15 protein-coding genes and 1 pseudogene are annotated in these 20,836 nt (G+C 65.1%); 14 read left to right on the forward strand and 2 right to left on the reverse strand.

Annotated features, from left to right (window positions below; translation table 11 throughout):
• Positions 1-522: 522 nt before the first annotated feature.
• From C8E02_RS02905 to prmB, 14 genes and pseudogenes are all read left to right on the forward strand, one after another.
• Positions 523-2,721 carry a TonB-dependent receptor gene (locus C8E02_RS02905; protein WP_120809577.1) on the forward strand — a complete coding sequence of 733 codons (2,199 nt, stop codon included), beginning with the start codon at positions 523-525 and terminating at the stop codon, positions 2,719-2,721.
• Between the two features lie 21 nt (positions 2,722-2,742).
• The gene (locus C8E02_RS02910) at positions 2,743-4,146 is read left to right on the forward strand and encodes a Y4yA family PLP-dependent enzyme (RefSeq protein ID WP_120809578.1); all 1,404 of its coding nucleotides are present in this window, start codon (positions 2,743-2,745) and stop codon (positions 4,144-4,146) included.
• Positions 4,147-4,150: 4 nt separating this feature from the next.
• Positions 4,151-5,191, forward strand: coding sequence for a PLP-dependent cysteine synthase family protein (locus C8E02_RS02915; RefSeq protein ID WP_047966444.1), 1,041 nt, complete (start codon positions 4,151-4,153; stop codon positions 5,189-5,191).
• Complete coding sequence (locus tag C8E02_RS02920; protein ID WP_211329142.1) at positions 5,188-6,321, forward strand: NAD/NADP-dependent octopine/nopaline dehydrogenase family protein; 1,134 nt, start codon at positions 5,188-5,190, stop codon at positions 6,319-6,321. The genes C8E02_RS02915 and C8E02_RS02920 overlap by 4 nt, the downstream gene beginning before the upstream one ends.
• A 5-nt stretch (positions 6,322-6,326) precedes the next feature.
• Positions 6,327-8,225: an IucA/IucC family protein gene (locus C8E02_RS02925; RefSeq protein WP_120809580.1), complete on the forward strand. Its 1,899-nt coding sequence runs from the start codon at positions 6,327-6,329 to the stop codon at positions 8,223-8,225.
• Positions 8,226-8,228: 3 nt separating this feature from the next.
• Positions 8,229-9,455 carry an MFS transporter gene (locus C8E02_RS02930; protein ID WP_120809581.1) on the forward strand — a complete coding sequence of 409 codons (1,227 nt, stop codon included), beginning with the start codon at positions 8,229-8,231 and terminating at the stop codon, positions 9,453-9,455.
• A 75-nt stretch (positions 9,456-9,530) separates the two neighbouring features.
• A complete protein-coding gene (locus C8E02_RS02935) occupies positions 9,531-10,727 on the forward strand; it encodes an ABC transporter substrate-binding protein (RefSeq protein ID WP_211329143.1) in 1,197 nt (398 codons plus the stop codon).
• A complete protein-coding gene (locus C8E02_RS02940; protein ID WP_211329144.1) occupies positions 10,724-11,785 on the forward strand; it encodes a FecCD family ABC transporter permease in 1,062 nt (353 codons plus the stop codon). The genes C8E02_RS02935 and C8E02_RS02940 overlap by 4 nt, the downstream gene beginning before the upstream one ends.
• A complete protein-coding gene (locus tag C8E02_RS02945; protein ID WP_120809582.1) occupies positions 11,779-12,558 on the forward strand; it encodes an ABC transporter ATP-binding protein in 780 nt (259 codons plus the stop codon). The genes C8E02_RS02940 and C8E02_RS02945 overlap by 7 nt, the downstream gene beginning before the upstream one ends.
• Positions 12,559-12,614: 56 nt before the next feature.
• Positions 12,615-13,040, forward strand: a complete 426-nt coding sequence (locus C8E02_RS02950; RefSeq protein WP_120809583.1) for a ParB N-terminal domain-containing protein — start codon at positions 12,615-12,617, stop codon at positions 13,038-13,040.
• 262 nt (positions 13,041-13,302) lie between these two features.
• Positions 13,303-13,872 carry an aminodeoxychorismate/anthranilate synthase component II gene (locus C8E02_RS02955; RefSeq protein ID WP_120809584.1) on the forward strand — a complete coding sequence of 190 codons (570 nt, stop codon included), beginning with the start codon at positions 13,303-13,305 and terminating at the stop codon, positions 13,870-13,872.
• Positions 13,873-13,905: 33 nt separating this feature from the next.
• The gene (trpD, locus tag C8E02_RS02960; protein WP_120809585.1) at positions 13,906-14,928 is read left to right on the forward strand and encodes an anthranilate phosphoribosyltransferase; all 1,023 of its coding nucleotides are present in this window, start codon (positions 13,906-13,908) and stop codon (positions 14,926-14,928) included.
• Positions 14,929-14,998: 70 nt separating this feature from the next.
• Complete coding sequence (locus C8E02_RS02965; protein ID WP_120809586.1) at positions 14,999-16,372, forward strand: phosphomannomutase/phosphoglucomutase; 1,374 nt, start codon at positions 14,999-15,001, stop codon at positions 16,370-16,372.
• Positions 16,373-16,499: 127 nt separating this feature from the next.
• Positions 16,500-17,387: pseudogene (gene prmB, locus C8E02_RS02970) on the forward strand (50S ribosomal protein L3 N(5)-glutamine methyltransferase); the annotation flags it as partial.
• A gap of 171 nt (positions 17,388-17,558) precedes the next feature.
• On the opposite strand, the gene aauR reads toward prmB, so the two are convergent.
• Positions 17,559-18,887, reverse strand: a complete 1,329-nt coding sequence (aauR, locus tag C8E02_RS02975) for a two-component response regulator AauR (protein ID WP_047966401.1) — start codon at positions 18,885-18,887, stop codon at positions 17,559-17,561.
• A complete protein-coding gene (locus C8E02_RS02980) occupies positions 18,880-20,727 on the reverse strand; it encodes a sensor histidine kinase (RefSeq protein ID WP_211329145.1) in 1,848 nt (615 codons plus the stop codon). The genes aauR and C8E02_RS02980 overlap by 8 nt, the downstream gene beginning before the upstream one ends.
• Between the last annotated feature and the right edge of the window lie 109 nt (positions 20,728-20,836).

The raw sequence follows: 20,836 nt of genomic DNA on the forward strand, positions 1-20,836 counted from the left end.
CCGGCGCTTTGTTTTGCCCATGCCCGCTCAAAGGTTGGCCGCAAGCGCGGTCGCCAGCACTGGCGCGGCCAGCCGCCCCTGAGACGGCTTGCTTGCCGTGTGCCGCATCGGCGCGTTGTGCAGTAGTGCCAGTCTGACTGGCGGTAATGATCGCTCCGGCGGCCTCGACGATGCGTTGCCTGTGCTGCCTGCTCGTACTCGCACTGCTAGCTGTGGATGCCATCCGCACTCGCACCCTCCCCACGATTTCTCCCGTAAAACCTTTCTTCTCCCGGCATGGAAATGATCCGGCATACGGCACTTGGCTTGTGCCGGTTTGCTGGTGCCCGGTGCTTGTCGCAGCGCCTGCGCCGTGTTGGGCGACTGCTTCCTGCCGTCACGCCCACCATTAAGTCATCTTGTTTGACAGCAGTTTTAATCGGAATGCATTTCTTGTTGCAAATCATTTGCATTTGCATTATTGTCGTGGGCAGTCATCCGATAGTTAAAGTTATCGCTTAACAAAACAGGAAATCGCTCGCCATGCAGCCCCAGTCTCCTTTATCTCCTTCCCATTCAGCCGCTCCGGTTACCACAACAGCATCCCTGCTCAAGCCGCTGGCTTTTGCCACGCGCATGGCCTTCTCCGGAATGCTGATGGTCGGGTTTGCAGGCCATGCCTATGCCGAAGAAGTCGCCGAGCTCCCGGCGGTGCAGGTCAGCGCGGACCTGTCCAGGGTGTTTTCCCGGCCTTATGCCGGTGGCCAGGTTGCCCGTGGGGGGCGCCTGGGCTTGCTGGGTAATGCTGACGCGATGAAGTCGCCGTTCAGCATCAGCAGCTATACCTCGCAGGCGATACAGAACCAGCAGGCGGCAACGGTGGCCGATGTGCTGGCCAAGGATGCGTCCGTCCGCGCCAGCCAGACCGGGGGCGTGGTCGATTCGTTCTTCATCCGAGGTTTTCCGATTGGCGAGGGGAATCTGGGGGAAGTCGCACTCGACGGGCTCTATGGTGTGGCGCCCAACTACCGGGTGTTCACCGAGTACGCCGAGCGGGTCGAGGTGATCAAGGGGCCGGCCGCGCTGCTGTACGGCATGTCGCCGAACAGTGGCGTCGGCGGCGTGATCAACGTGGTGCCAAAGCGGGCGCTCGCCCAGGACCTGACCCGGTTCACCGCCGACTACGCGTCGGATACACAGGGGGGCGGGCATCTCGATGTCAGCCGGCGCTTCGGCACGGATGAGCAGTTCGGCGTGCGTTTCAACGGCAGTCACCACCAGGGCGACACCGCCGTGGACAAGCAGACCCGCACCGCGGATGTCGGGGCCTTGTCGCTCGACTATCAGGGGGAGCGCTTCAAGGCGACGCTGGACCTGATCAGCCAGCAGGAGGAGTTCGACGCGCCGTCGCGGCCGTTTCTGGTCGCCGCCGGCGTCGCCGTGCCGTCGGCGCCGGACGGCCAGAACAACGTAACCCAGCAGTGGGCATGGTCGAAGATCGACGACCGCTCGGCCATGTTGCGCACCGAATACGAGCTGAGCGACAAGCTGACACTGTTTGCCAATGTCGGCGCCGCTCACACGGAAGTGTCGCGCCTGTCCGATCAGACACCGACGATTCTGAATGCCGCGGGCGATACGACGGCGACGCCGATGCACTTCAAGTTCGACATCGAGCGCTTCACGGCCGACGCGGGCGCGCGTGCCCGCTTCAATACCGGTCCGGTGCGTCATGCAGTCACCCTGCAGGCCAGCACCTATCGTGACCAACTGGCGCGGGGCTCCACTAGCGGCACGGCTGTGCTGTCGAACATCTACTCGCCGGTGGGCAGCCCGAGCCAGAACGTGAGCGCGCCGTCCTTGGTACCGAAGGTGTCCGAAACCACGCTGTCCGGCGTCGCCCTGGCCGATACGCTATCCATGCTCGACGAGCGCCTGCAGCTCATGGTTGGCGTGCGCCGGCAGCAGGTCGAATCGGACAACTTCAACGCGACTACCGGGGCCGTGACGTCTTCCTACGACAAGAGTGCTGTGACGCCGTTGTTCGGCATCGTCTTCAAGCCATGGGAAAAGGTCTCGCTTTACGCCAACCGTATCGAAGGGCTGAGCAAGGGAGACATCGCGCCAGCGACGGCATCCAACTCGGGGGAGGTGTTCGCACCGTACAAGTCGAAGCAGTACGAGGTCGGCGTGAAGATTGATCACGGTGGCCTGATGACCACGGTGAGCGCTTTCCAGATCACAAAGCCGAGCGGCCAGCTCACCAACGGCGTGTTCGCGGTCGATGCCGAGCAGCGCAACCGTGGTCTGGAGTTCAATGTCGCCGGCGAAGTGGCGAAGTCGGTACGGCTGTTTGCTGGCGTCACCTTGCTCGACGCCGAGCTGACCAAGACCAACAGCAGCGCAACCCGCGGCAAAGAGCCGGTTGGCGTTCCATCGGTGCAGGCCAACCTGAATGCCGAGTGGGACACGCCGTGGCTGTCGGGGCTTACGCTGACGGGCGGCGTGGCCTATACGGGCAAGCAATACGTCAATCAGGCCAATACGCAAAGCCTGCCGTCTTGGACCAAGGTCGACGTCGGCACGCGCTATCGCACCAAGATCGACGGCAAGCCCACCACGTTCCGGGCCGGCGTTCAGAACGTGTTCAACCGCGATTACTGGTCGGGCGTGGCCTCCTACAGCACCCTCTCGCAAGGGGCACCCCGCACGGTGCAGCTGTCCGCCACGGTGGACTTCTAAACCGGGTGGGGGAGGTCGACTATGCAAAGCCATACTCAGCTGCTTGAGGCCGAAACCGGGAGCCTGAAGGCTTGGACGCCCGGTGTGCTCCGGCCCATCCTGGATCCGGCCGTTGCGGATATCGTTTATTCCTCGCCGCAGTCGCTGTTGGACCTGGTCGAACGCTATGGTTCGCCACTCAATATCGTTTGGCCGCACATCCTGAAACAGAACGTCGAGGCGTTGCGCGCGGTATTGCGTAAGCATCAGGTGCGCTTCGACGTGTTTTACGGGGCCAAGGTCAATAAGTCGCAGGCGTTGGTGCGCGCCGCGGTAGAGGCCGGTATCGGCGTGGATGTGTCCAGTGTTTACGAGATGCGGGACGCCCTGCGTGCCGGCGTGGCCCCCGCCAGACTGTGCGCTACCGGCCCGGCCAAGACCCGCGAATTCCACGCCGAACTCATCGCCAATGTGGCGTTGATCTCGGTGGATTCGGCCGAGGAATTGGCGGAGCTGGAGGCTTGCTTGCACAGGGTCGCCAACGGGAGCGTGGCGCGAGTGCTGCTGCGCTACCGGCCAGCCTCCTCGTCGGCAAGCCGCTTCGGCATGGGAGGGGATGAGCTGTTGCAGTGTCTGCGGCACCTTTCAGAGCAGAAGCAGCGGTTCTCCTTCGAGGGCTTCCATTTTCACCTGGGCGGTTATGGCTTTGAGCCACGTGTGCAGGCGCTGCGTGAACTGATCCGCCACGTCGAGGCGGCGCGCGGACTGGGGCTCGATCCGAAAATCATCGACATCGGCGGCGGCCTGCCGATCCGCTATGTCGATGCCGACGCCTACGAGGCATTCCTGCGTGCGCAGAGCGGCGACGACTACCGCACCGGCAAGGTGCCCGAGTCGTTCTATCCATACGGCGGGCGCCTGGGCGCCTGCGAGTGGCTGGACAGGCTACTGGCGGCGCCTTGCGTGGATGGTTTGTCGATTGCCGGATACCTCAACACCCAGCAGCTGACACTGGCGCTCGAACCGGGGCGCAGCCTGGCTGACCAGAGTGCCGTGTCGGTGTTCAGGGTCACCCGGGTCAAGCAATTGGCGAGCGGCAATCCGGTGGTCTTCGTCGAAGGCAGCAGCTTCAGTGCCTGCGAAACCTGGTTCGCGTCCGAGTACTTGGTCGATCCGATCTTGGTTTCCCGTGCCAGCGGGGGGCAGCCGGTGCGAGCCTACATCGCGGGCCACAGCTGCCTGGACGACGACGTGATCACTAACCGCCTGATCGCTTTCAACACGATGCCGCAGACCGGCGACCTGCTGGTGTATGCCAACACCGCCGGCTACCAGATGGACCTGCTGGAAAACGAATTTCACCGCCACCCGATGCCGCGCCGCGTCACCGTGACCTACGACGCGGCCGGTGCGCTGGTGGTTTCCCCTGACGATCGAATGGAGTAACGAGATGATTCTGAATAAAGTGACCGATCTGATCGGCAATACCCCGGTTCTGAGCATTTCCATTCCTGCCAAACATTCCAAGCTGCTGCTCAAGATCGAGAAGAACAACCCCGGTGGCAGCATCAAGGACCGTATGGCGCGCAATATGGTGATCGCGGCGCTCAAGGCGGGCCGCCTCAAACCGGGGGGCGTGGTGGTGGAGTCCTCCTCCGGCAACACCGGTTGCGGGCTGGCGATCGCCGCCATCGAGTTCGGTCTGCGCTTTATCGCAGTGGTGGATCACCACGCCGCGCAGGACAAGATCGCGGTGATGCGTGCGCTTGGCGCCGAGATCCGCTACGTCGAAGGCAACTTCCGCGAGGACGAGGTGGCGGTGGTGGAGCGCCAGCGCCTGGCGGCCGAGCTTGCCAGCCAGATCCCCGGCGCGGTGTTCATGAACCAGTCGGACAATGCGGCCAACGCTGGCGGCTATTCCGATTTCGTGCGCGAGGTGATCGAAGAGGTGGGCGGCGTGGACGCCTACGTCGGCTGCGTCGGGACCGGTGGCTCGATGACCGGCATCGCGCGCGGCCTGAAAGTGCACAACCCGCACACCAAGACCATCGCGGTCGAGCCGGCCGGCTCCATCGTGTTCGGCCAGCCTGGCCATCCTTATTACCAATCCGGCACCGGCACGCCGGCCGGCGACACCGTCGGCCTGGTGCTCGACTACAGCTGCATTGATCTCGGCGTGCAGGTGTCCGACACGCAAGCGTTCGAAACCGCGCGCTACATCGCCCAGCGTACCGGGCTGCTGGTCGGCGGCTCCACCGGCGGCGTGATCTACAAGGCGCTGGAATTCATCCACAGCGGCTTGATCGGCGGCAACGTGGTGGCGGCGGTAGCGGACGGTGGCGAGAAATACCTGCACACCGTGTACAACGAGAGCTGGCTGCAGGAGCGCAATCTGCTTGACCCGCAAATCTGGGCGCAACTGGACGACTGGTTGAGCCCGGACGAAATCGAGGATGCGCAGCCGACCCTGCTGCAACGGAGCGCCGCATGATGGACCCGCTCAACGTCGTCATTTGCGGTGGCGGCCGAACCGGCCATCTGAGCGCGGTGCTGTTCAAGCAACGGCCCGGCATCCGGGTGTCGCTGCTCACGAACAACCGGGAAGTGATCGAGCGCCACGCTCACGCCGGCATCAGCGCGCTGCTGCCAGAAGGCGGAACGCTGTCGGCGCGCCTGGATGTCGTGTCGGGCGACCCGGACGCGACTCTGGCCGATGCCGACGTGGTGATCATCACCGTGCCGGCACAGGCCCGGCCGGCGCTGTTGCACGCGATTGCCGGCAGCCTGCCCACGCACAAGCCGGTGTACGTCGGGGCGATTCCGGGTTTCTGCGGTTTCGACTGGCTGGCCGAGAAGGCATTGGCGGCGCGGCCCAACGCGGTGATCTGGGGCATGAAGGACGTGCCGCATACCGCCTATGCGCTGCAGCCCGGTGTTTCGGTCCGGATGGGCGGGGCGAAGAGCACGCTGTACGTCGGTACGCACCAGCGTGAAAGCGGGCCTGCGCGTCAGGCGCTGCTGGCGCACCTGCAGCGCCTGTACGCGGCGCCGGTGGAACTGCTCGCGCACTACCTGGAAATCACGCTGACCCCCGGCAATCCGATCATGCATCCGTCGGTGGTCTACGGCCTGATCGGGCCGTATGCGCAGTGGCACGACAAGCCTTTCGCCGAACCGCTGTGCTGGTGGACCGACTGCCCCGAACTGGGCGCGTATTTCCTTGAACGCTGCGATGAGGAGAGCCAGCTGTTGTGCAAGGCGGTCGAGCAGCGCCTGGGCGTGGACATGTCGTCGGTGCAGCCGCTCAGGCAGGAAATCGTCGAAGCCTACCAGGAGCAGATCCGCGATCCCCGCACCATGCTATCGGTGCTGCGCAGCAATCAGGCTTACGACTCGATTCTGGCACCGATGGTGAAAACCGCGGACGGCTACGTGATCGACAAGAAGAACCGCGCCTTCCACGAGGACGTCGCGTTCGGCCTGGCGGTGCTGGTCGAGATGGGCCGGCGTCTGGAACTCAAGCTGCCGTACATCGAAGAAATTTTCAACTGGAACGTGGCCTACATGGGAGGCCTGCGCAGTTCCGCCCTCGATTATTTTCCGCAAACCTGGCCGGCCTGATACCAATGAAAACCAATCTGAAACGACTGCAATCCGACAATGCCTTCTACGTCGAACGCGAAGCCGCCGCGCTATGCAACGCCGAGCGCAATGCGCTGCGCCGCGTGGTGCGTTGCCTGTTCGCCGAGAAGATCATCGACAAGGACATGCTGGTGTTCGCCCCGCACGGGCAGGGCGCCTGGCTGCCGCTGTGGCAGCGGATGGCGCTGGTCTATTTCGATGACCTGCACGCGGCGCCGGCCAACACCTTCATCAACCACGGCGCCATTACCCTGATCGAACACAAGGGTGCGCACACGGCGATCGAGACAGCGGCGCAACTGATCGACATTCTGCGAGACAGCTTCGACTTCGCACCCAGCGACGACGGCGTGGCCGGGCTGAAAGCCGACATGGCCAACAGCGTTGCGAATGACGCACTGGCGCGCATCTACCGTGAAGCGTGGAACGCCGAACTGGCCGAGCGCATTGCCGCGACCGGTGCCAAGGGGTTTGCTGACTATCTGCGCCGGCATGCCGCTACCGGCGAAGCGGCGGTGTTACTCGATCAATGGGGCTCGCTTGAGGGGCACCCGTTCTATCCGACCTGGAAATCCAAGCCGGACCTGAACCCGGAGCAAGTGGCGGCGCTGTCGCCCGAGTTCAACGCCTCGGTTTCCGTGCGCATCGCCGCGCTGCACGCGGATCACGCTTACCTTGAACGAATGCCGCACGTGTCTGGCTATCACGACTGGTTCGCCGAACAGTTCCCGACATTGTGGGCCGACTGGAAAGCGGGTCTGAACGCCAGGCGACTGAACGAGGCCGACTGGCTGCCGCTGCCGATCCACTCCTGGCACCTCGACCATTTTGTAGGCAAGGAGTACGCCGCCGAGATCGAGGAGGGCATCCTGATTCTGGAGGGGCCCGATGTCGAAACGCGCCCGACCATGTCGTTCCGCACCATGATGCCGCAGCTGCAGGGCACGGTACCGTTCATCAAGTTGCCGATGGCGCTGTGGCTGACCAGCGAACAGCGCAGCCTGCAGGCCAAGTCGATCCACATGGGACCGCGCATCAGCGCCGTGATCCAGCGCATCCTGGCAGCCGAAAACGGCTTCGGCCACACCCTCGAGATCTTCCCGGAAGAGGTGGCGCTCCATTACAAGCACGCGGTGAAACAGGAAGATCGCTCCGGCCGCCACCTGTCTGTCGCGTATCGCGCCAGCAAGGAAGCGTTCGACCGTAATGACGGCCTGCTGCCGATCACCGTGGCGGCCTTGCTGACCGACGGGCCGGCTAGCGGCCGCCCGCTCATTACCGAGCTGATCGAGCGCGCCGGGGCGGCGGATGACCCTGCCTTGGCGGTGGAAGCCTATTTCCGCCTCTATGCGCGCGTGGTTACCCGGCCGGTGCTGAGCATCTACCTGCTGTACGGCATTGCGCTCGAGGCGCATCAGCAGAATACCTCGGTGCTGTTCGATGCGGACGGTATGCCCAAGAGCTTGCTCATTCGCGACTTCGGTGATGGCCGTACTTACGCGCCGCTGCTGAATGCGCGCGGTTATGAACTGAAGCCTTACGTGCATCCGGGAATTTTGCCGACTGTGTTCAGCGACGATATCGAGCCGGTACGCACGTTCGTGGTGGATGCATGCTTCGTCTGCCATCTGCACGAAGTGGCCTTGCTGCTGACGCGTCAATACTCGCTGGCCCCGACGCGCTTGTGGGAAATCCTGCGTGAAGAAGCAGAAGCTGCGTTCGACGCCATCCAGGAGCGTGTCGAACCGGAACTGTGGCTGCGCGAGCGTACGGCCTTCCTGGAGCAGCCGTGGTCCACCCGTTCGGTGCTGCGCATGCACTTGCTCAAGTACGCCGACTACCGGCTGCAGCACGAGCTGCCCAATCCGCTGCGGATGGCTTGAGTCATGTCGAATGTCGTCGCATCGGGGCCGGCGTCGCGTCTGGTCCACCTGCTGTTCGTGATTCAACTGGTGTCGATGGGGGCCATGGAGATGAGCGGCCCGTTCTGGCCGCTGCACCTGAAGGCGCTCAGTACCGCCAGTTGGGAATTCGGCTTTGCGGGGGTCGCCGTCTATGTCGGACCGATGCTCGGCATCGTGCTTACCAGCGCGTTCTGGGGCCGGGTCGGCGACCGTTTCGGCCACAAGCTGATGATGATCCGCGCCTTGCTCGGCCTCGCGCTGACCCAGTTGGCACTGGCCTACGCGCAGGATGTGTGGACCATTCTGGCCTTGCGCTTCGTGCAGGGGGCCTGCGCCGGCTTCATCGCGCCAGCGCAGGCCTATGGCGTCAGTATCGAGTCGCCGGCACGCCGGGCGCGCCTGTTCGCCTATCTGCAGGTATCCACCAACGTCGGGTCGCTGGCCGGTGCGGTGATGGGCGGCCTGATCCTGGACCATGCCAATTTCCGCTGGATCAACATCGTTGCCGCCGTGCTGTGCGCCGCCTGCGCCGCTGCCGTGGCGCTGCTGCTGCCTAGCGTGGCGCCGGTCGCCAAGGCTGTACCCGCTGCCGCCACAGCGCAGGTTGATCTCTCCTCTGCATGGCGTCGCGCGCCGATCGCCGGGCTGCTGGCGGTGACCGGCATCCTGCTGGTCAGTCGCATGGTCACCCAGACGCCGTTCTCGCTGTACGTGAGTTCGGTGTTCGGGGTGAGCAACTGGCTGGTGGGTTTGTGCTATGGCCTGCTGGCGCTCGGTTTCGTCGTGTCCGCCTCGCTGTGGGCGCGCTATTTCGAGCACGTCAGCTTGCCGTTGGCGCTGCGCCGCATCAGCCATGTGGCGATGGCCTGCGCGGTGTTGACCGCTGCCGCCGGCATCACGCACGACATCGGAGCCTTCTTTGTCATCCACTTTGCCTGGGGCGTGCTGCTTGGCGCGACCACGCCGGTACTGATGGCGCTGATCTCCAGGTCGGCCGGCAGCCTGGGGCAGGGCTACGTGCTCGGGGTGGCGCAGAGCACCGCGCAGTTTTCGTCCATCACCGGCATCGCGCTGGGTGGCTGGCTGACGCAGAGTTTCGGGCTGCAATACACCTATTTCTATGTGGCGGCGTGCTATCTGCTGGCCGTGGCGGCGGTGCTGCTGGTGCGGAGGGAACGCATGCCCGCGCCTCAGCAGAAGAGCGCGTAGTCGCTCGTTCTGCAGCAGGTCCGGAATGGCGCGCGACAAATCGAATACGAAGCAGTTATTTTTTTGAGGATATTGATGATGCTATTTCAACGCCGACGGGCGCTGGTGGTACTCGTGGCGCTCAGCCTAGCGGCGGCGCTGGGGGCACTGTTCTTCATGACGGAGCCGGACAAGCCGGATGCGCCCGCGGTGCTTGCCGAGGGGACCAGCACCGTCACCGACCTGGCCGGGCGCAAGGTGCAGGTACGCCTGCCGGTGCAGCGCGTGATCCTGGGTGAGGGACGCCAGCTGTACCTGGTGGCCGCGCTCGATACCGACAACCCGCTCAAGCGTATCGCCGGCTGGCGCAAGGATCTGATCCAGTCCGATCCGGACACCTATCGCGCCTACTTGCGCAAGTTTCCCGGGATCGCCGACCTTCCCACTTTCGGCGGCTTCGAGGACGGCACCTTCGATATCGAGCAGGCGATTGCGCTCAAGCCCGACGTGGTCGTGATGAACATCGAGGCCCAGCGCGCCACCGAGGACGCGCGCTATATCGAGAAGTTGGCCGCGCTCGGCATTCCGGTGGTGTACGTGGATTTCCGCCACGCCCCGATGGAAAACACCGAGCCGACCATGCGTCTGTTCGGCAAGCTGTTCGGCAAGGAACAGCGCGCCGAAGCATTCATCGCGTTCCACAACGAGCAGGTCAAGCGCGTCACCGACGTGATCGAGGCCCGCCAGCCGGCGCGCCCCAGGGTGTTCATCGAGCGCATCGGCGGCTACACCGAGGACTGCTGTCTGAGCTTCGGCAACGAGAACTTCGGACGCTTCGTGGAGATCGCGGGCGGCAACAACGTCGCCAAACAGGCGATCCGTGGCACGTTCGGCCAGCTGAATCCGGAGCAGGTGATCGCCGCCGACCCTGAGCTGGTGGTGGTGACCAGTGCCAACTGGGAGGCGTTCGTGCCGAATGGCAGCTGGGTGGGCGTGGGACCGGGGGCCAACCTGAAGGAGGCCGCGCGCAAGCTGGCCGCCTACCCGAGCCGCTCGGCCTACGCCGGCATCACGGCTAACCGTAAGCACGCGTTCCACGCCATCTGGCATCAGTTCTACAACAGCCCGTACCAGTTCGTGGCGATCCAGCAGCTGGCCAAGTGGTTTCACCCCGAGTTGTTCGCCGATCTCGACCCGGATGCCACCTTCCGCGAGCTGCACGAGCGCTTCCTGCCGATTCCGTACCAGCCGGGCTATTTCGTGAGCCTGCACGATAAGGAGGGGCAATCATGAGCGTCGCCGACATGAGCACACCCAACCGGAGTGCGACGTACCGCGGGCTGGTGCAGAAGAAGCGCCTGCTGCTGGGGGCCTTCGTCGTCCTGCTGCTGTTGAGCCTGCTGCTCGACCTGGCGCTTGGCCCGGCCAGCTACAGCCTGGGCGACGTGATGCACGCGCTGTTCCGTCCGGACAGTGCCGCCTTGCAGACCCGGGTGGTGCTGTGGGAGATCCGTCTGCCGGTGGCGCTGATGGCGCTGGCGGTGGGCGCCGCGCTGTCGCTGGCCGGTGCGCAAATGCAGACCATCCTCAACAACCCGCTGGCCAGCCCATTCACGCTCGGCATTTCCGCCGCCGCCAGCTTCGGCGCGGCCCTGGGGCTGGCATTCGGGCTCAAGCTGTTTCCGGCCGCGGCCGAGTACATGGTGCCGCTCAACGCCTTCCTGATGGCGATGCTGTCGGCGATGCTGATCCACGTGCTGAGCCTGCGCCGCGGCGTGAGCGCCGAGACCATCGTGCTGCTCGGCATCGCGCTGGTGTTCACCTTCAACGCGCTGCTGGCGCTGGCGCAATACTTCGCCAGCGAGCAGGCGGTGGCCGCCGTGGTGTTCTGGACCATGGGCAGCCTGACCAAGGCCACCTGGCCCAAGCTCGGCGTGGTGTGCCTGGTGATTCTGGTCACGCTGCCGGTCTTCGCCAGGCGCGCGTGGGCGCTCACCGCGCTGCGCCTGGGCGACGACAAGGCTGCCAGCTTCGGCGTGAACGTGCGCCGGCTGCGTTTCCAGACCCTGATCCTGGTCAGCCTGCTGGCCGCGTTTCCGGTGGCCTTCGTCGGCTCCATCGGCTTCGTCGGCCTGGTCGGCCCGCACATTGCACGCATGCTGATCGGCGAGGACCAGCGCTTCTTCCTGCCGGCGTCGATGCTGGCCGGCGCGCTGATGCTGTCCGCGAGCTCCGTGGTGAGCAAGACGCTGATCCCGGGGGCGATCTTCCCCATCGGGGTGGTCACCTCGCTCATCGGCATGCCGTTCTTCATTTCACTCATACTCGGCAGCAAAAAGAACGCATGGTGACACTACGTTTGGAAAATCTCGGCGCCAGCTATGGCCGCCACGAAGTCATCTCCGGCATCACCACCCCGGTCTTCCTGGGCGGTGAGGTGGTGGCGGTCATCGGCCCCAACGCGGCCGGCAAATCCACCCTGTTCAAGCGCATCGCCGGGCTGATCGACGGCCCCGGACGCGTGCTGCTGGAAGGGTCTAGCAAGGGCCGGGACGGCATCTGCTACATGCCGCAGGACATCAGTGCCAACGCGCGGCTGACGGTGTACGAGTCGGTGCTGCTGGCGCGCAAGCAGCAGACGCCGTCCTGGGCGGTGCACGACACGGATCTGGCGCGCATCGACGACATCCTGGCCGCGCTCGGCATCGATGCGCTGGCGTTTCGCAACCTCGGGGAGCTGAGCGGCGGGCAGCGCCAACTGGTATCGATCGCGCAGACGCTGGCGCGCGATCCGGAAGTGCTGCTGATGGACGAACCGACCAGCGCGCTCGATCTGCACCGGCAGATGCAGGTGCTCGGATTCATGCGCCAACTGGCGCGCGAGCAGGGGATGATCGTGTTCATCGCGATCCACGATCTCAACCAGGCCCTGCGTTTCGCCGACCAGGCGCTGGTGATCGCCGGCGGTAGCGGGCAGGGCAGCGGCCCGTGCGAAGAGGTGATCACGGTCGACATGCTGCGTGCCGTGTACAAGATCGACGCCCGCATCGAGCGCTGCTCGCAGGGCGCCGGCCACGTCATCGTCGATGGCGTGGTCCAGGAGACGGCCATGCTGCAACGCTGAGCGGGAGGTAGAGGTGCTTGTGCCAGCCATTGAAACCATCTCCAGGGAACAGACAAATGCGTGATTACCCGTCCTACTGTGTGGCTCTCAAGCCGGTGGACTTCTTCCTTTCTTCCGAAGAGGTCGATGAGGAGGCCGTGCACCGGCTGGCGGCCGCCATCGCCCAGGCGGGCATGTGGACGACGCCCATTCCCGTCGATAGGGAAACCGGCATCATCATGGACGGCAACCACCGCGCGCGCGCGGCGGTTTTGCTGGGGCTGCATTATCTGCCGTGCGTACTGCTGGGCTATCGGGACCCCAGAGTGGTCGTCACGCATTGGCGCAGCGGAGAGCCATTTTGCGTCGACAGCATCCAGCGCCAGATCTTGTTGCACAAAAAGCGCTTTCCATACAAAACGACCCGGCATCTTTTCGCGCCAGCGCTACCCGAGACCGAGATTCAACTGGGCATGCTGAGAGGCACGGTCCAAAAGCCTTGAGCGACATCACCTTGTAGTGGTCAATCAAAGGATCGTCACGATCAATCAAGGAGGGACTCACTCGTCCAATCGAGATTGGTCGCACGCCTCACGCTAGCCAGAGATGCTGGCACCAGGAGGCAGCCTGAATTCCATCATGTTATCCTGTCACTCTGTTCCGCTGACTTCCCATAAAGTCCACGGTAAAACAGGATAAAGGACAGGATTAAAACCCATAGATGCGGCACCGTAAGCCGCCAGGAATAAGGCTTGTAGACCCGCTATGTTACTGATGATCGACAACTACGATTCCTTCACCTACAACCTCGTGCAGTACTTCGGCGAGCTGGGGCAGGAAGTCAAGGTCTTCCGCAACGACGAAATCACGCTGGAAGAAATCGAGGCGCTGGCGCCGCAGTACCTGGTACTGTCGCCCGGCCCGTGCACGCCGAACGAGGCTGGCATCTCGGTGCCGGCCATCCACCATTTCGCCGGCAAGCTGCCGATCATGGGCGTCTGTCTCGGCCACCAGAGCATCGGCCAGGCCTTTGGCGGCAAGATCATTCACGCCAAGCAGCTGATGCACGGCAAGGTGTCGCCGGTGTCGCACCACGATATCGGCATGTTCCGCGACATCCCCAATCCGGTGACCTGCACCCGCTACCATTCGCTGGTGATCGAGCGCGAGTCGCTGCCGGAGTGCCTGGAGATCACCGCCTGGACCGACGACGGCGAGATCATGGGCGTGCGCCACAAGACGCTGCCGATCGAGGGCGTGCAGTTCCACCCCGAGTCCATCCTCACCCAGCACGGCCACCAGATGCTGGACAACTTCCTGAAAGAATTCGCCTAAACCGCACAGCGCCGCAGACGCCGGAGAAAAAAGATGATCACACCGCAGGCCGCCCTCAATCGCCTGATCGACCAGAACGAACTGTTCCACGATGAAATGCTGGACCTGATGCGCCAGATCATGCGCGGCGAAGTGCCGCCGACGCTGATCGCCGCCATCCTGATCGGCCTGCGCGTGAAAACGGAAAGCGTGTCGGAAATCGCCGCCGCGGCGCAGGTGATGCGCGAGTTCGCCACCCGCGTGCCGGTGAGCGATACCGCGCGGCTGGTGGATACCTGCGGCACCGGTGGTGACAAGAGCCACACCTTCAACATCTCCACCACCGCCGCCTTCGTGTCGGCGGCGGCTGGCGCCCGCGTCGCCAAGCACGGCGGCCGTTCGGTGTCGTCCAGCTCCGGCAGCGCCGACGTGCTGGAGGCGCTCGGCGTCAACCTCAACCTCAGCCCGGAGCAGGTCGGCCGCTGCATCGACGACATCGGCGTCGGCTTCATGTTCGCGCCCAACTACCACAGCGCGATGAAGTACGTGGCGCCGGTGCGGCGCGAGCTGGCAGTGCGCACCATCTTCAACATCCTCGGCCCGCTGACCAATCCGGCCGGCGCCCCCAACCAGGTGATGGGCGTGTTCCACCCCGACCTGGTCGGCATCCAGGCGCGCGTGCTGCGCGAGCTGGGCAGCCGCCACGTGATGATCGTGCACGGCGAAGACGGCCTCGACGAGATCACCCTGTCCGGCTATACCAGCATCGCCGAGCTGAAAGACGGCGCCATCCGCGAATACCGCATCGACCCGGCCGATTTCGGCATCGCCCACGCGCCACTGGCCGCGCTGCGCGCCGACAGCGCTGAGCAGTCGAAAACCATGCTGCTGGCGGTGCTCGACGGCCAGTCCGGCCCGACGCGCGACATCGTGCTGCTCAATGCCGCGGCGGCGATCTACACCGCTGGCATTACGGCCAGCCTCGCCGATGGCGTGGCGCTGGCCCGCTCCGTGATCGACAGCGGCGCGGCGCGCGCCAAGCTGGACGCGCTGGTACAGCTGAGCCAGTCGCTATAATGAACTTCCCGGCCGCCGGCAGCGCGCCGGCGGTTGCGGCCAACCTTCTACTCCTGATCGGGTTTGAGCAATGACCATCTCTCCCTCCATTTTCAAGGCCTACGACATCCGCGGCATCGTCGGCGACACCCTCACCGCCGACGCCGCCCGCCTGATCGGCCGTGCCATCGGTTCCGAAGCGCGCGAGCGTAATGTCGGCACGATCTGTATCGGCCGTGACGGCCGCCTGTCCGGCGCCGAGCTGTGCCATGCGCTGTCCGACGGCATCCGTGCCGCCGGCGTCGACGTCATCGACGTTGGCCGCGTCGCCACGCCGATGCTGTACTTCGCCGCCTACCAGCTGGAAACCTTCTCCGGCGTGATGGTCACTGGCAGCCACAACCCGCCGGACTACAACGGCTTCAAGATGATGCTGGACGGCGACACCCTCGCCGGCGACTGGATCCAGAAGCTGTACCAGCGCATCGTCGACAACGACTTCGCCGACGGCCACGGCGGCTACAGCACGCACGACATCGTCGATGCCTACCTCAACCGCATCACCGGCGACATCAAGCTGGCGCGGCCGATGAAGGTGGTGGTCGACTGCGGCAACGGCGTGGCCGGCGATTTCGCGCCGGAGCTGTTCCGCGGCCTGGGCTGCGAGGTGCACAAGCTGTTCTGCGAGGTGGACGGCACCTTCCCCAACCATCACCCCGATCCGGCCAAGCCGGAAAACCTGCAGGATGTGATCCGCGCGCTGCGTGACACCGACGCCGAGATCGGCCTCGCGTTCGACGGCGACGGCGACCGTCTCGGCGTGGTCACCAAGGACGGCAGCATCATCTGGCCGGACCGCCAGCTGATCCTGTTCGCGCAGGATGTGCTCAGCCGGCAGCCGGGCAGCAAGATCATCTACGACGTGAAGTGCACCCGCCTGCTGGCGCCGGCGATCACCGCCGCCGGTGGCGTGCCGATGATCAACCGCACCGGCCACAGCTTCATGAAGGCGGCGCTGAAGGCCAACCCGGACGCCGGCCTCGCCGGCGAGATGTCCGGCCACGTGTTCTTCAAGGAGCGCTGGTACGGCTTTGACGACGGCCTGTACGCCGGCGCGCGCCTGCTGGAAATCCTGTCGAAGGTGGCTGATCCGTCGGCGCTGCTCAATGCGCTGCCCAACGCGCTGTCGACGCCGGAGCTGAACCTGAAGACCGCCGAGGGCGAGAACCATGCGCTGATCGAACGCCTGCAGCAGACGGCTCAGTTCGACGGCGCCGAGGACATCATCACCATCGACGGCCTGCGCGTGGAGTACGCCGACGGCTTCGGCCTGATGCGCGCCTCCAACACCACGCCGGTGATCGTGCTGCGTTTCGAGGCCGACAACCAGGCGGCGCTGGAGCGCATCCAGGATGACTTCCGCCGCGTGCTGGCCAAGGAAACCAGCGCAGCGCTGCCGTTCTAAGCGATAATCGCCGCCAGTTGACCGCCGCGATGGCGGTCTGATCAGACCAAGGTTGGCCGCGGCCAACCTTTCGCATTATCAAGGCGGCACGACGCACTCGTGCCGCCGGCTTTTTAAAGGGAATGCCATGTACGCCGAAGCTGCCAGCACTTTTCAAACCGTCCGCGACCTGCTGCGCTTTGCCGTGTCGCGTTTTACCGATGCCGGGCTGACTTACGGCCACGGCACCAGCAATGCCTACGACGAGGCCGCCTACCTGATCCTGTCGACGCTGAAGCTGCCGATCGACCGCCTGGAGCCGTTCCTCGACGCCCAGCTGCTGCCGCGCGAGGTGCAGCAGGTGGTGGCGCTGATCGAGCGCCGTGCCGAAGAGCGGGTGCCGGTGGCCTACCTCACCAACGAGGCGTGGCAGGGTGAATTCAACTTCTACGTCGACGAGCGCGTGATCGTGCCGCGCTCCTTCATCTTCGAGCTGCTGGGCGAGCAGCTGGAGCCGTGGATCGAACACCCGGAACTGGTACACCGCGCGCTGGACCTGTGCACCGGCTCCGGCTGCCTGGCGATCCAGCTGGCGCACCACTATCCGGACGCCGAGATCGACGCCGTCGACATCTCGCTGGACGCGCTGGAAGTGGCCAGCATCAACGTACAGAACTACGGGCTGGAAGACCGCATCCAGCTGATCCACAGCGACCTGGTGGAAGGCCTGGAAGAGCCGTACGACCTGATCATCTCCAACCCGCCGTATGTCGACGCCGAATCGGTGGACGCGCTGCCGGCGGAATACCTGCACGAGCCGGAACTGGCGCTGGGCTCCGGCGAAGACGGCCTGGATGCCACCCACGTCATCCTGCAGAACGCGGCGCGCCTGCTCAATCCGCAGGGCGTGCTGCTGGTCGAGATCGGCCACAACCGCGATGTGCTGGAAGCGGCCTACCCGAGCCTGCCGTTCATGTGGATGGAAACGCAAAGCGGCGACGGTTTCGTGTTCCTGCTGACGCGCGAAGACCTGGTCGCCGCCGGGCTGGGCGATCCGCTGAACGACGCCGACTTCGGCGATCTGGTGATCGAGGACGAAGACATCTGAGCGGTCGCGGCTTGCGGCCAACGTTGGCCGCAAGGCTGAGCGCACGAAAAAGGCAGCCCGACGGGCTGCCTTTTTTGCTGTGGCTGGCAGGGGCAGGGGCTAGTTGCTGCCCTGCAGCCCGTACTTCTTCACCTTGTCGAACAGCGTGGTCTTCGGGGTGCCCAGTGCGGCGCTGGCCTGGGTCAGGTTGCCGCCGTGGCGGCGCAGCGCCTCCACGACCAGGCTCTTTTCATAGGCTTCCACGCATTCGGCGAGGCTGGGCGAGTTGTGGCCGTCGCCGCTGTCCTTGAACGCCGGCAGCCCCAGCGCGTAGCGTTCGGCGACGTTGCGCAGTTCGCGCACGTTGCCGGGCCAGTCGTGCGCCATCAGCCGCGACAGCGTCTTGCGGTCCACTTCCAGCGGCTCGCGGTCGAAGCGCAGCGCCGCCTGCTGCAAGAAGCACTCGAACAGCAGCGGGATGTCCTCGCGCCGTTCGCGCAGCGGCGGGATTTCCAGTGTCACCACGTTGAGGCGGTAGTAGAAGTCGGCGCGGAACTTGCCCTGTTGCGACAGCTCGCCCAGGTCTTCCTTGGTGGCGGCGATCAGGCGGCAGTCGACATCGACCATCTGGTTGCTGCCGAGGCGTTCCAGCTTGTGTTCCTGCAGCACGCGCAGCAGCTTGATCTGCAGGTTGATCGGCATGGTCTCGACTTCGTCGAGGAACAGCGTGCCCTTGTGCGCGTGCTCGATCTTGCCGATGCGGCGCTTGCCGGCGCCGGTGAAGGCGTTGGCCTCGTGGCCGAAGATTTCGCTCTCGAACAGGTGCTCCGGCAGGCCGCCGCAGTTGATCGCCACGTAGTTGTGCTGCTGGCGGCGGCTGAATTCGTGCAGGCAGCTGGCGACCAGCTCCTTGCCGGTGCCGGTTTCGCCGTTGATCAGCACGTTGGCGCCGGTATCGGCGACGTTGAGGATCAGCTCGCGCAGCTGGCACATCGCGGCGGAGCGCCCGATCAGGCGCTGTTCCAGCGTCTGCTTGCCGTCCAGCTGGCGGCGCAGGCTTTCCACCTCCAGGCTCAGCCGGCGCTGCTCCAGCGCGCGGCGGGCGACCTCCACCAGCCGCTCCGGCGAGAACGGTTTTTCCATGAAATCGTAGGCGCCGTCCTTCATCGCCTGCACCGCCATGCTGACGTCGCCGTGGCCGGTGATCAGTACCACCGGCAGGCTGCGGTCCTGCGCCTTAAGCTGTTGCATCAGGGTCAGACCGTCGATGCCGGGCAGGCGGATGTCGCTGATCACGATGCCGGGGAACTGGCCGTCGATCAGCGGCAGCGCGGCTTCGGCGCTGGCGACGCCGGTGACCGGGATGTCTTCCAGCGTCAGCGCCTGCTGGCAGCCGAGCAGGACATGGGGATCGTCTTCCACGATCAGGACGCGCAATGCTTCAGACATGATGGAGTTCCTGTTCCGGGCACAGCGGCAATTGCAGCACGAAGGCGGCGCCTTGTGGCAGCGGCTGTGCCTGCAGTGTACCGTTGGCCGCCGCGGCGAGGCTGGCGGACAGGGTCAGCCCCAGCCCCAGCCCGCTGCCCTGCGGCTTGGTGGTGAAAAAGGGTTCGAACAGATGCTGGCGTACCTGCTCCGGCAGGCCGCCGCCGTTGTCGGCCACGGTCAGCTGGTAGCGGCCGCCGTCGCGCTGGCCGCTCAGCCGCACGCAGGCGGTGGGCACGCCTTGCAGCGCGTCCAGCGCGTTGCCGATCAGGTTGACCAGGATCTGCTCCAGCCGCGTCTGGTCGATGGCCAGCAGCACGTCGTCGAATTCGCGCTGCACCGTGACCGGGTGGCGCGACAGCCGCGGCTGCAGCAGGAACAGCGCGGCGTCGACCGCGGTTTCCAGCCGCGCCTGGCCGTCGGCGTGTTCGGAGCGGCGGGCGAAGGAGCGCAGCGAGCCGGTGATCTTGCCCATGCGTTCCACCAGCTCGCCAATGGTCTTGAGGTTGGCCGCCGCGGTGTCGTAGGCGCCGCGGGCGAGGAATTTGACGGTGTTGCCGGACAGCGTGCGCAGCGCCGCCAGCGGCTGGTTCAGCTCGTGGGCGATGCTGGTCGACATCTGGCCGATCACCGCCAGCTTGCCGGCCTGGATCAGCTCGTTCTGCGCCTTGCGCAGTGTCTGCTCCGCCAGCTCGCGCTCGCGGATCTCGGCCAGCAGGCGCTCGTTACTGGCGGACAGGTCGGCGGTGCGCTCTTCGATGCGGCGTTCCAGCTCGCTGTTGGCGGCCTGCAGCGCTTCGCGTGCCGACAGGCGGGTGGCGATCACCTTGCGCCGCTCGTTCCACGCGATCAGCAGCAGCGTCAGCACCGCGACGATGGTGGCCGCCAGCATCGCGTGCGTCCACGCTGCCGCCTTCACCGCCGCCAGCGGGCTGAGCAGGGTCAGCTGCCAGCGGGTGTCGTTGAGGGTGCGCGACTGCGCCAGGAACAGGCGGCCTTCCGGCGCGGCGACGTCGGGGTCGGACAGCTCCCAGCGGTCCAGCCCCGGCGACAGCGTGCGCCGCGATTTCAGCTGCAGCAGTGGCAGCGATGCCCAGTGGTATTGCAGGCTCTGCGCCAGCTGGTTGCGCCGCTCCTGCGACAGCGGGTGGATCACGTTCAGCCGCCAGCGCGGCTTGGAGGCAAGGATGATGACGCCGTTTTCATCGGCGATGAACACGTCGGCGCCGGCCTTGCGCCAGCCGGCCTCCAGCTGGCCGAGGCGGACCTTGACCACCGCCACGCCGGCGATGCGGCCGTTGACGCGCAGCGGGCTGGACAGGTAGTAGCCGGCCTCGCCGATGGTGCTGCCGATGCCGTAGAAGCGGCCGGGGCGGCCGGCCATGGCGTCGGTGTAGTAGGGGCGGAACGACAGGTCTTCGCCGACATAGCTGTCGCTGCGGCGCCAGTTGCTGGCGGCCAGCACGCGGCCGCCGCTGTCCAGCACGTAGATCGCCAGCGTGCCGCTGCGCTCGTTCATCGCCGCCAGGTAGCGGTTGACCTCCAGCTGGTGGCTGGCGTCCGGCGACTGCAGCAACTGCAGCGTCACCGGGTTGAGCTGCAGCAGGCCGGGCAGCCACACGAAGCGCTCGATCTCGCTTTCCACGCCGCGGGTGTGCAGCTCCAGCTGGCGGTTGCCCTGCTCGCGCAGGGCGTCGATGCCGTGCTGCACCGAAAACTGGTAGGTCAGCGTACTGCACAGCAGCACCAGCCCCAGCAACAGGCAGCTCAGGAACAGCGGTTTGCGGATACGGACAGACATGGCGGAAAAAAGCGTTGCGGCCAACATGGGATGACAGGATTCCGGTTCTAACACAGGCCATGGCCGGCGTCAGCAAAATTGCGGCACGGCGGGGTGCCATTTTTGTTGC

Origin of the sequence: Vogesella indigofera, from assembly GCF_003633895.1 — a bacterium.
Classification (GTDB): Bacteria; Pseudomonadota; Gammaproteobacteria; order Burkholderiales; family Chromobacteriaceae; genus Vogesella; species Vogesella indigofera.

Coding starts and splice junctions, on each gene's coding strand:
- C8E02_RS02965 (WP_120809586.1), top strand. CDS start 14,999: ATGACCATCTCTCCCTCCATTTTCAAGGCCTACGACATCCGCGGCATC.
- C8E02_RS02915 (WP_047966444.1), top strand. CDS start 4,151: ATGATTCTGAATAAAGTGACCGATCTGATCGGCAATACCCCGGTTCTG.
- C8E02_RS02980 (WP_211329145.1), bottom strand. CDS start 20,727: ATGTCTGTCCGTATCCGCAAACCGCTGTTCCTGAGCTGCCTGTTGCTG.
- C8E02_RS02935 (WP_211329143.1), top strand. CDS start 9,531: ATGATGCTATTTCAACGCCGACGGGCGCTGGTGGTACTCGTGGCGCTC.
- C8E02_RS02955 (WP_120809584.1), top strand. CDS start 13,303: ATGTTACTGATGATCGACAACTACGATTCCTTCACCTACAACCTCGTG.
- C8E02_RS02940 (WP_211329144.1), top strand. CDS start 10,724: ATGAGCGTCGCCGACATGAGCACACCCAACCGGAGTGCGACGTACCGC.
- trpD (WP_120809585.1), top strand. CDS start 13,906: ATGATCACACCGCAGGCCGCCCTCAATCGCCTGATCGACCAGAACGAA.
- C8E02_RS02905 (WP_120809577.1), top strand. CDS start 523: ATGCAGCCCCAGTCTCCTTTATCTCCTTCCCATTCAGCCGCTCCGGTT.
- C8E02_RS02920 (WP_211329142.1), top strand. CDS start 5,188: ATGATGGACCCGCTCAACGTCGTCATTTGCGGTGGCGGCCGAACCGGC.
- C8E02_RS02950 (WP_120809583.1), top strand. CDS start 12,615: ATGCGTGATTACCCGTCCTACTGTGTGGCTCTCAAGCCGGTGGACTTC.
- C8E02_RS02945 (WP_120809582.1), top strand. CDS start 11,779: ATGGTGACACTACGTTTGGAAAATCTCGGCGCCAGCTATGGCCGCCAC.
- C8E02_RS02910 (WP_120809578.1), top strand. CDS start 2,743: ATGCAAAGCCATACTCAGCTGCTTGAGGCCGAAACCGGGAGCCTGAAG.
- C8E02_RS02925 (WP_120809580.1), top strand. CDS start 6,327: ATGAAAACCAATCTGAAACGACTGCAATCCGACAATGCCTTCTACGTC.
- C8E02_RS02930 (WP_120809581.1), top strand. CDS start 8,229: ATGTCGAATGTCGTCGCATCGGGGCCGGCGTCGCGTCTGGTCCACCTG.
- aauR (WP_047966401.1), bottom strand. CDS start 18,887: ATGTCTGAAGCATTGCGCGTCCTGATCGTGGAAGACGATCCCCATGTC.